This is a genomic window from Thauera sp. (assembly GCF_035444905.1).
Lineage (GTDB): Bacteria > Pseudomonadota > Gammaproteobacteria > Burkholderiales > Rhodocyclaceae > Thauera.
In genome coordinates, this window is the sequence record NZ_DAOMPS010000047.1 from 25,222 (window position 1) to 34,090 (window position 8,869).

9 protein-coding genes are annotated in these 8,869 nt (G+C 68.6%); all 9 read right to left on the reverse strand.

All coding sequences use genetic code 11. The features are described 5' to 3' along the window. Positions 1 to 43: 43 nt before the first annotated feature. Positions 44 to 1,972 (reverse strand): sigma-54-dependent Fis family transcriptional regulator, encoded by a 1,929-nt coding sequence (locus PLC66_RS17405; RefSeq protein WP_324542756.1) that lies wholly within the window; start codon positions 1,970 to 1,972, stop codon positions 44 to 46. Positions 1,973 to 2,203: 231 nt separating this feature from the next. Continuing rightward, positions 2,204 to 2,818, reverse strand: coding sequence for a VOC family protein (locus PLC66_RS17410; protein WP_324542758.1), 615 nt, complete (start codon positions 2,816 to 2,818; stop codon positions 2,204 to 2,206). A 67-nt stretch (positions 2,819 to 2,885) separates the two neighbouring features. Next, positions 2,886 to 4,460: a GMC family oxidoreductase gene (locus tag PLC66_RS17415; protein WP_324542760.1), complete on the reverse strand. Its 1,575-nt coding sequence runs from the start codon at positions 4,458 to 4,460 to the stop codon at positions 2,886 to 2,888. Between the two features lie 38 nt (positions 4,461 to 4,498). Continuing rightward, positions 4,499 to 5,080 carry a twin-arginine translocation signal domain-containing protein gene (locus PLC66_RS17420; RefSeq protein WP_324542762.1) on the reverse strand — a complete coding sequence of 194 codons (582 nt, stop codon included), beginning with the start codon at positions 5,078 to 5,080 and terminating at the stop codon, positions 4,499 to 4,501. 69 nt (positions 5,081 to 5,149) lie between these two features. Then, entirely contained in the window at positions 5,150 to 5,929 is a 780-nt protein-coding gene (locus tag PLC66_RS17425) for a lipoate--protein ligase family protein (RefSeq protein ID WP_324542764.1), read from the reverse strand. Beyond that, positions 5,929 to 6,645, reverse strand: coding sequence for a 2-oxo acid dehydrogenase subunit E2 (locus PLC66_RS17430; RefSeq protein WP_324542766.1), 717 nt, complete (start codon positions 6,643 to 6,645; stop codon positions 5,929 to 5,931). Before PLC66_RS17430 ends, PLC66_RS17425 begins: the two co-directional genes overlap by 1 nt. Before the next feature lie 3 nt (positions 6,646 to 6,648). Then, positions 6,649 to 6,894 carry a lipoyl domain-containing protein gene (locus PLC66_RS17435; protein WP_324542768.1) on the reverse strand — a complete coding sequence of 82 codons (246 nt, stop codon included), beginning with the start codon at positions 6,892 to 6,894 and terminating at the stop codon, positions 6,649 to 6,651. A 21-nt stretch (positions 6,895 to 6,915) separates the two neighbouring features. After that, positions 6,916 to 7,950, reverse strand: coding sequence for an alpha-ketoacid dehydrogenase subunit beta (locus tag PLC66_RS17440; protein WP_324542770.1), 1,035 nt, complete (start codon positions 7,948 to 7,950; stop codon positions 6,916 to 6,918). Positions 7,951 to 7,966: 16 nt separating this feature from the next. Beyond that, positions 7,967 to 8,869, reverse strand: a 903-nt coding sequence (locus PLC66_RS17445) for a thiamine pyrophosphate-dependent dehydrogenase E1 component subunit alpha (RefSeq protein ID WP_324542772.1), incomplete at its 5' end; no start/stop codon positions are given.

Below are 8,869 nucleotides of genomic sequence, written 5' to 3' on the forward strand. Positions count from 1 at the left end.
GTCGAGGCGCTGGCAGTGCGGTGGGTGTTCGTCCGTCGCTGGCCTACAACTGGTTCGGCGGCACGATGCCGTAGCGCTTCATCTGGCGGTAGACCGTCGCACGCGCGATCCTGAGCTCCGCGGCCGCAGCAGTGACGTTCCAGCGGTGGCGGCGCAGGGCGGCCTCGAGCTCGGCCGCCTCGCCGAGACTTGCGGGCGCCCTCTCCGGTGCAGGCGCATCGAGCTGGCCAGCGGACATCAGCTCGGCAGGCAGGTCGTCGGTCGTGATCGTGGCGCCGTCGCAGACCGCGAGCGCAAACCGCAACACGTTGCGCAACTGGCGGACGTTGCCTGGCCAGCTGTATTCGAGCAGGGCGGCGCGCGCAATCGGTCCGAGGCTTGCGCTGGTGCCCAATTCACCCCCCTCCGCCGCCAGCAAGCGGTCGATCAGGTAGTCGAGGTCGCGGCGCTCGCGCAGTGGCGGCAGGTAAAGGATGGCGCCGCACAGGCGGTAGTAGAGATCCTCGCGAAAGCTGCCCTCGGCAATCAGCTTGCGCAGATCGCGATGGGAGGCGGCGACCACGGTCAGGTTCACGGGGATCGGTTTCTCGGCGCCGAGCGGCAGGATCTCGCGCTCTGCCAGCACCCGCAGCAGCCGGGTCTGCAGGTGCAGCGGCATGTCGCCGATCTCGTCGAGCAGCAGGGTGCCACCGTCCGCCTGCTGGATGAGGCCGCGCATGCCCTTGCTGCGCCCGCCGGTGAAGGTTCCGGCGGTATAGCCGAACAGCTCGCTCTCGATCAGCGACTCGGGAATGGCTGCGCAATTGACCGCCACGAAGGGCTTCGCGGCCCGATCGCTGGATTCGTGCAGGGCCTTGGCCAGCACCTCCTTGCCGGTGCCGGTCTCGCCGTGGACGAGGATGTTCACCGGGCGGTTGACCAGCCTGGAGGCCTGCGCGATCAGGCGCTGCATCTGCGGATCATCGCCAGCCAGGCGCTCGAGCGCCGGCGCGCGCGCGGCGGTCTCGGTCACGCTCGGTCGCGCTGCGCGCGGTGCGACCCGAGGCGGCACGACAGTGCCGTAGTAGACCTCGCCGCTGCCGGTCGAGAGCGCCGTGCGGTCGGCAGCGAAGCCTGCCCGGGCGATGCGCCAGATCGAATCCATGCCTTCACGGAAGATCTCGCCCAGGGAGCGGCCGATAAGGGCGTTGTCACCGCCGCCGTGCAATGGCCGCAAGGATCGCCGGGCGCCGCTGTTGGTGCCGACGACGACACCGTCGGCATCGAAGGCGAGCATGATCTCTGCCGATACATCCACCATCGACCATGCCGAGCCCAGGCGCAGCACCCAGCGCTCGCGGAAATAGCGCAGGAAGTTGGCGTCCTCCACCATCTGCGCAAACATCGTGGTCATCTGCAGCGCCAGATGTTGGCTGTCGCGCGGCGACGGCGAGGTCAGCGCCGAGACGTCGAGCACGCCCAGAAAGCCCCCGGTGGGGTCGAACAAGGGTGCGGCGTTGCAGGTCAGCGCGATGTGGGTGGCGTCGAAGTGGTCGGCGTGATGAACCGTGATCGGTGTCTTCTCGACGATGCAGGTGCCCACCGCACAGGTTCCGGCGCGCGCCTCGCTCCAGTCGGCGCCGAGGTAGAGCCCGGACTGCTTCAGCTCGCGCGCCCAGGCGTCGTTGCCGATGAAGTCCACCGCGATGCCGTGTGCGTCGGTCAGCAACAGGACGTAGCCGATGCCCGCCATGCGTTTGTACAGCTGCTCCATGCCGGTGCGGGCGACGCCGAGGAATTCCTCAATCTGGTCCTGGTGTTCGCGCAGGCGCGCATGTTCGACGATGTGGGCCCGCGTCGGGCGGCAAGGGTCGAGCCCGTAGTCGCGGATACAGCGTACCCACGAACTGCCGATGCGGTCGGATGGGGATGCGCCGGTCTTCGAGACGGCAAGCACATGATCGATGTGCTCCCTTTGGGATTGGGCCAGCATCTTGTCTCCTCTTCCGGGCTGTTTCACCTTGGTACCCGGTGCGGACCATGGATCGGTCTCTGTGTGACCTTGCAAGTTACTCCTCCCGTACCGGCGGCTCAACAAGAAAGGACGGGGGGGCCTTGACGGCCCGCCCCGCAAAGCGCCTGGAGGAGGAGTCAGGCATGGGAAACCGATGCCCCCGGGTAGGTCGCGTGGCGTCCCCGGGGGCATGCGAGTGCGGGCGGGCCCTCAGCTGGCGGGGAAGCGCGGGTCCCACAGCTTGCGCTGCAGTGTCTTCTCGTGGGCCATGCCGTTCGGGGCGCTCACGAGTTCGAGCTGCAGCCCCCAGGGAGCGAGGAAATAGACCCAGGTCAGCCCGGCCGCAGGGCCTTCGGTGAAGGTGCTCGGCGTGTCGAGCACGCGCACGCCCTTGTCCTTGAGGTAGCTGACCGCGGCATCCATGTCGTCCACATAGAAGGCGAGATGGTGGCCGCCGATGTCGCTGTTGCGGGGGCCACGGCGGTTCTGGTCGGGGGCGGTGTACTCGAAGACCTCGAGGTTGGTGCCGTTGCCGCAGCGGACCATCTGGAAGTCGCTGATCGTGGCGCGCGGATGCACGTCGAGATGGCGCGCCATCCAGTCGTCCTCGAACTTGAAGGTGCCGAAGGTGAATGACGGTTCGCAGCCGAGGATGTCGCGGAAGAAGGCGACGGCCTCGTTCATGTTCGGCACCGTGATGCCGATGTGCTGCATGCCGCGCATGCCCGGGATCGGTTCGGCCTGCGCGGGCAGGCTGGCGGCGGCCAGGCCGGCGCTGATCATGGCCGCCGACAGGATGCGGCGGAAGCTGTTTGTCTGGCTCATGGATGTCTCCGTTTCTTGTGGTTGAGGATGTGGCCCCGGTGGTGTGCCCGAGGCTGCACGCTGAGGCTCAGAGTTCGCGGCGCTGCATGGCGTTGGCGATGTGCTCGGCCTGGCGCACCGCCAGCGCGACGATGGTCAGGGTCGGGTTGGCCGCCGAGCTGGAGGTGAACTGGCTGCCGTCGGAGATGAACAGGTTCTTGATGTCGTGGGTCTGGCCCCACTTGTTCACCACGCCGTCGCGGGCGTTGGCGCTCATGCGGTTGGTGCCCATGTTGTGGCTTGCCGGGTAGGGCGGCATGTCGATCACCCGCGTCGCACCTACCGCCTCGGATACCTTGCGCCATTGGGCGAGGCCATGGCGGCGCATGGCGGCGTCGTTGGTGTGGTCGGTCTTGGTCACGATCGGGATGGGCAGGCCGTACTGGTCCTTCTCGGTCGGGTGCAGGGTGATGCTGTTCTCTTCCTGCGGCATGTCCTCGCCGCACACCCACACGCAGCTCATGTGGTCGTACTGCTCCAGCGCCGAGGTGACCTCGCGTCCCCAGCCGCCCGGCTTCATGAACGCGGCGGTGAAGGGCAGGTGCAGCGCCAGGCCCTCGAGGTGGTAGCCGCCGAGGAAGCCGCGGTCGGGGTTGAGCTGGGCCTCGTCAGAGATCACCGCAGCGATGTCGAAGCCGCGGTACATGTACACCGGCCCCTTGTGGATCGCGATCGCGGCCGCCGTGGTGTGGTTCATGTAGTTCTTGCCGACCTGGCCCGAGGAGTTCGCCAGCCCGTTCGGGAACAGGCTGGAGGCGGAGTTCAGCAGCAGCCGCGGCGACTCGATCGAGTTGCCGGCGACGCACACCACGCGCGCCTTCTGCAGGTGCTGGCGGCCATCCTTGTCGGCGTAGAGCACGCCGCTGGCCTTGCCGCTCTTGTCGTGCTCGATCCTGAGCACCATGCTCTGCGGGCGCAGCTCGGCATGGCCGGTTTCGATGGCGCGCGGGATCTCCGAGTACAGCGTCGACCACTTGGCGCCGATCTTGCAGCCCTGCATGCAGAAGCCGATCTGCTGACAGGCCGGGCGGCCGTCGTTGGGTCGGGTGTTGGAGGCGACCGGCCGGCTGATGTCCTTGTAGCCGACCTTCTTCGCGCCAGCCGCGATCACCTTGTAGTGGTTGTTCGGCGGCATCTCGGGCAGACCGCTGGCCTTGGTGCCGGCCACGCCCATCTTGCGTTCGGCGATGTCGTAGTAGGGAGCGAGCTCCTCGTAGCTGATCGGCCAGTCGAGCACGTTGGCGCCATCGACCGTGCCATAGGTGCTCTTGATGCGGAAATCGTGCGGCAGGAAGCGCAGCGCCAGCCCCGAGAAGTGCATGGTCGAGCCGCCCACGCCCTTGACGATCCAGGCCGGCAGGTTGGGATAGGTCTCGGTGTGATGCCAGCCACCGGCCGAGATGCGCTTGTCCAGCCACGAGATCTTGTGGAACATCGCCCACTCGTCATTCTCGAAATCGGCCTGGGTGTAATGCTTGCCGGCTTCAAGGATGACGACGTTCACCCCGTGTCGGGTCAGTTCGTCAGCCAGCGTGCCGCCGCCGGCGCCCGAGCCGACGATGACCACCACGCTATCGTCGTCCAGCGAGAATTTCGCGCTCATGGTTTGTCTCCGTTATGTCGTCTTGATCGGGGGGCGGTTCAGGCCTGGTCGAGCCAGTCGATGTCGTCGAAGCCGCGGTTGAGGTAGCCGCCCTTCTCCCACGACGAGCCCTCGTAGCCGAACAGCGGCCACACCGCCTTGTTGTCGTAGAAGCCGGTGACCATGTGGCCCTTCACCTTCTGGAAGAAGGCGCCGTGCTCGATCACGTAGAGCAGGCTCAGGCGCTCGCTTTCCTTGTCGAGCGCTGCGTAGGCCTTCCGGAAGCGCAGCTTGGCCAGGCGGTCGAGCGCGGCCACGCCCTCGCTCAACAGCGCCTTCAGCTTGTCGTCGGCGGCGGCCTGCGCTTCCAGCGGCTCGAGCGCCTGCAGGTAGTAGCGGTCCGAGATGCGGTCATGCGGAAAGATGTCGCGCGCCAGCACCAGCAGGGTGTTGCCGGTGGCGGCGCCCAGCACCTTGAACTCCTGCGCCAGCGCCTCGCGCGCCGGCGTCATCAGCGTCGACGCCGACAGCGTGCCGACGCCCAGCGCGGCCATGCCGCCGCCCTTGAGGAAGCCGCGGCGGGAAAGGGTGATGCGCTTGTCGACGATGCGCATCGGGGTGGCGGTGTATTCGGTGCTCATGCTTGTCTCCGTACTGTTCTGGCGGCCGGGATGGCCTTTCTGTGTGGACGTGGGGGCGGCAGGTTCGGGTCAGGCGGCGGCGCCCGCCGCGAAGTCGCCGAGCACGTCGGCGAGCATCTGCCGCAGGCCCTCGGCGAGCGTTTCAATGTGGATGCGGGCGCCGAGCAGCTCGGCGCAGGACGTGGTCGCGGCATCGAGCCGGGTCACGTCCGTCTCCGGACGGTCCAGCGCGCGGCACAGCAGCGCCCAGTCCGGCCGCCACAGCAGGGTGCCGGTGGTCAGCAGCACGCCATGGCGGCCGCGCAGCTGGGCGAGGCCGACCAGCTTGCGGCCGTCGGCGATCACCTCCCACGGCGACAGGCCGCCGAAGCAGGCCCAGGCCAGCGCCGGGTCGGCCGGGCGTGCCCTGAGCTGGTCGGGCGCCAGCGCGTGGGCGGGGATGCCGAGGTCGCGCAGCAGGCCGGCGTGCAGCACGCCGAGCCAGCGGTAGCTCGCCACCGTGCCGCCGGCAAGCAGGCGGTGGTCCGGCGGCAGCACCACCGAGGACGACAGCATCCACGGTCCGGTGAGCACGGCGCCGCCGCCGGCGCGGCGCTGCACCAGTTCGCAGTCGGTGCGCGCCGCCCGTGCCGCCTCGCCGTGCAGCGCCGCCTGGGCGCAGCCGAACACCACACCGGGCGCGGGGTAGGTCCATACCCGCAGGCGTGGAACGGTGATCGGCGCTGCAAGCTGGCGGCTGTTCCAGGCCTGCTCGGCGCTGGCGCGGGCGACGGTCAACGCGGTGCCGGCGGGTGCCGCGCCGCGCGGCGGGTGCGCGACGGCCGTGGGGGCGAGGGCGGCGGCCGGCATCAGTCGAACTCCGCCTGTTCCAGCCGGCGCACGATTTCGCCGAGGAAGAGCGCGGCCGGGTAGCCATCCACCGCGCGGTGGTCGAACACCAGGGTCAGATTGGCGAGCGGGGCGGCAACGATCGCGCCGTCCCTCACCGTCGCTTGCTGGCGGGTTCGGCCGACGCCGAGGATGGCGACCTGCGGCGGGTTGATGACCGGGCTGAAGCGATCGACCACGGTGCTGCCAAGGTTGGTCACGGTAAAGGTGCCGCGCTGGTAGGCGCCGCCCGTGAGCGCGCCGGCGCGCGCGCCCTCGGCCAGCTGCCGGGTTTCGGCCGCCAGCATCGCCACTGACTTGGTGTCTGCCTGCCGGATCACCGGCACCATCAGCCCCTCGTCGAGCGCGACCGCGACACCAATGTTGATGTCGTCGATCAGCTCGACTTCCTTTTCGCGCATCAGCGCGTTCAGCCGCGGATGGCTGCGTAGCGCCCGCGCCACCGCATGGATCACGAAGGCGTTGACGCTGAGCTTCTCGCCGGCGGCGGCACGTTCTGCGCGCAGGGCTTCGACGCGGCTCAGATCCACGTCCACCGAGTGCGCCACCCGCGGCGCCTGCCAGCCCTGAGCCATGTTGCGGGCGATCGCGCCGCGCAGTCCGCTGAGCGCGACCACAATGCGCTCGGTGGGGACGGCGGTGGAGGGGGCGGCGCTCGCCGCCGCGCTCGCTGCCATGGCTCAGGCCTCCAGCTGCGCGAGCACTGCGCCGCGGCCGAAGGTGTCCTGTTCCGCCACGCAGCGCTTGACGATGCGGCCGGACGAGGGCGCGAAGATCTCGTGGCTGGTTTTGACCAGTTCGGCCACCGCCAGCACCTGGCCGGCCTCCACGTGATCGCCTTCCTTCACCTGCCATTCCTGCAGCAGGGCTTCGGTGCCTTCATCGACGTCGGCCCACACCGCGTCGTCGAGGATGATGTCGGTCATGTTGTGTCTCCTGGTTTGGGTTCAATCGAGCTTGAAGGTCATCAGGCCGCGCGCGCTGGCGACGATGTTGTCCACCTGCGGAATGGCGAACTGCTCGAGCGGGCGGCTGAAGGGAATGGGCACGTCGGGTACGGCCAGGCGGCGTACCGGCGCCTTGAGGCGCAGGGTGTCCAGGTTCTCGGCGACCAGCGCGGCGATTTCGCCGGACAGCCCGTAGCTGAGGTAGTCCTCGTCGGCGATCAGCAGGCGGCCGGTCTTCGCCACCGAGGCCAGCACCGCGGCGCGATCGAGCGGCACCAGGGTGCGCAGGTCGAGCACCTCGGCTGAGATGCCCTCGGCGGCGAGCTGGTCGGCGGCGAGCACCGACTTCTGCACCATCTGCGACAGGGTCACGATGGTGAGGTCGCTGCCTTCGCGCACCACCCGCGCCTGGCCGAAGGGGATGGTGTATTGCGCTTCCGGGACCTCGTTGGTGCTGCCCTCGAAATAGGACATCCAGGAGAGGCCCATGATGCCCTTGTGGTAGAGGAAGACCACCGGGTTGTCGTCGCGGATCGCGGTCGTCATCAGGCCCTTGGCGTCGTAGGCGTTGGACGGCACCACCACCTTGAGGCCGGGTACGTGGGCGAAGATCGAGTACAGGCACTGCGAGTGCTGGGCGGCGTCGTTGTAGCCGCCGCCGATGCCGGTCGTGATCACCAGCGGATACTTGCAGGCGCCCCCGGACATGTAGTGGTTCTTGGCGATGTGGTTGTAGATCTGATCGAAGCAGACGCCGAAGAAGTCGACGAACATCAGCTCCGAGATCGGCCGCAGTCCTTCGGCTGCGGCGCCGAGCGCGGCGCCCATGAAGCCGGTCTCCGAGATCGGCGTGTCCATCACGCGCTCCGGGCCGAACTGCTCGAGCAGCCCGGTGGTGGCGCTGAAGATGCCGCCGTACTTGCCGACGTCCTCGCCCATGACGAAGACACGTGGATCACGCGCCATCTCCTGCGCGGTCGCTTCCGAGATCGCCTGGGCCATGGTGAGGCGGCGGGTGGTGGTGGTCGTGCTCATTGCGGTCTCCTGGTCTTTATTCGGCGAAGACGTGCAGCAGCGCGTCCTGCGGTTCCGGGTAGGGGCTGTTGCGGCCGAAGTCGTAGGCGGCCTGCACGCGCGCCGACACGCGTTCGCGCAGTGCGGCGTCGGCCATGTCGTCGAGCAGGCCGCGCGCGCGCAGCGTGGCGCCGAGCGCCGGGATGGGGTCGTGCTGGCGCAACTCCTTGGCTTCGCCCTTGGGGCGGTAGGTCTCGGGGTCGCCCTGGAAGTGGCCGAAGTAGCGATCGGTCTTGACCTCGATCAGGGTCGGGCCCTCGCCGCGGCGGGCACGCGCCACCGCTGCGCCGGCGGCTTCGAACACCGCCAGTGCGTCGTTTCTTTCCACCAGCACGCCCGGCATGCCGTAGGCGGCGGCGCGATCGGCATTGGAGGCGATCGCGGTGGAGGCGGACTTCTCCACCGAGATGCCGTACTTGTTGTCCTCGACCACGAACACCACTGGCAGCTTCCACAGTGCGGCCAGGTTCAGCGCCTCGTGGAAGGCGCCCTGGTTGGCTGCGCCCTCACCGAAGAAGGCGATAGCCACCGCGTCGGTGCCGAGCTTCTTCGCCGCCAGTGCGGCACCGCAGGCCTGCGGGGCGCCGGCACCGACGATGCCGCTGCAGGAAAACTTCACCGCGGGGTCGAACAGGTGCATGTGGCCGCCCTTGCCGCGACCCAGGCCGGTGACCTTGCCGAACATCTCGGCGGTCATCGCGTTCAGATCGACGTCCTTGGCGATGGCGAAGTGGTGCGGGCGGTGGGCGCCGACCACGCTGTCGTCGCGGCGCAGGTGGGCGCACACGCCTACGGCCACGGGTTCCTGGCCGGCGGCAAGGTGCATCTCGCCCGGCACAGGGCCGGCGCCGATGTCGAAGGCCAGGCCCTTCTGGATCTT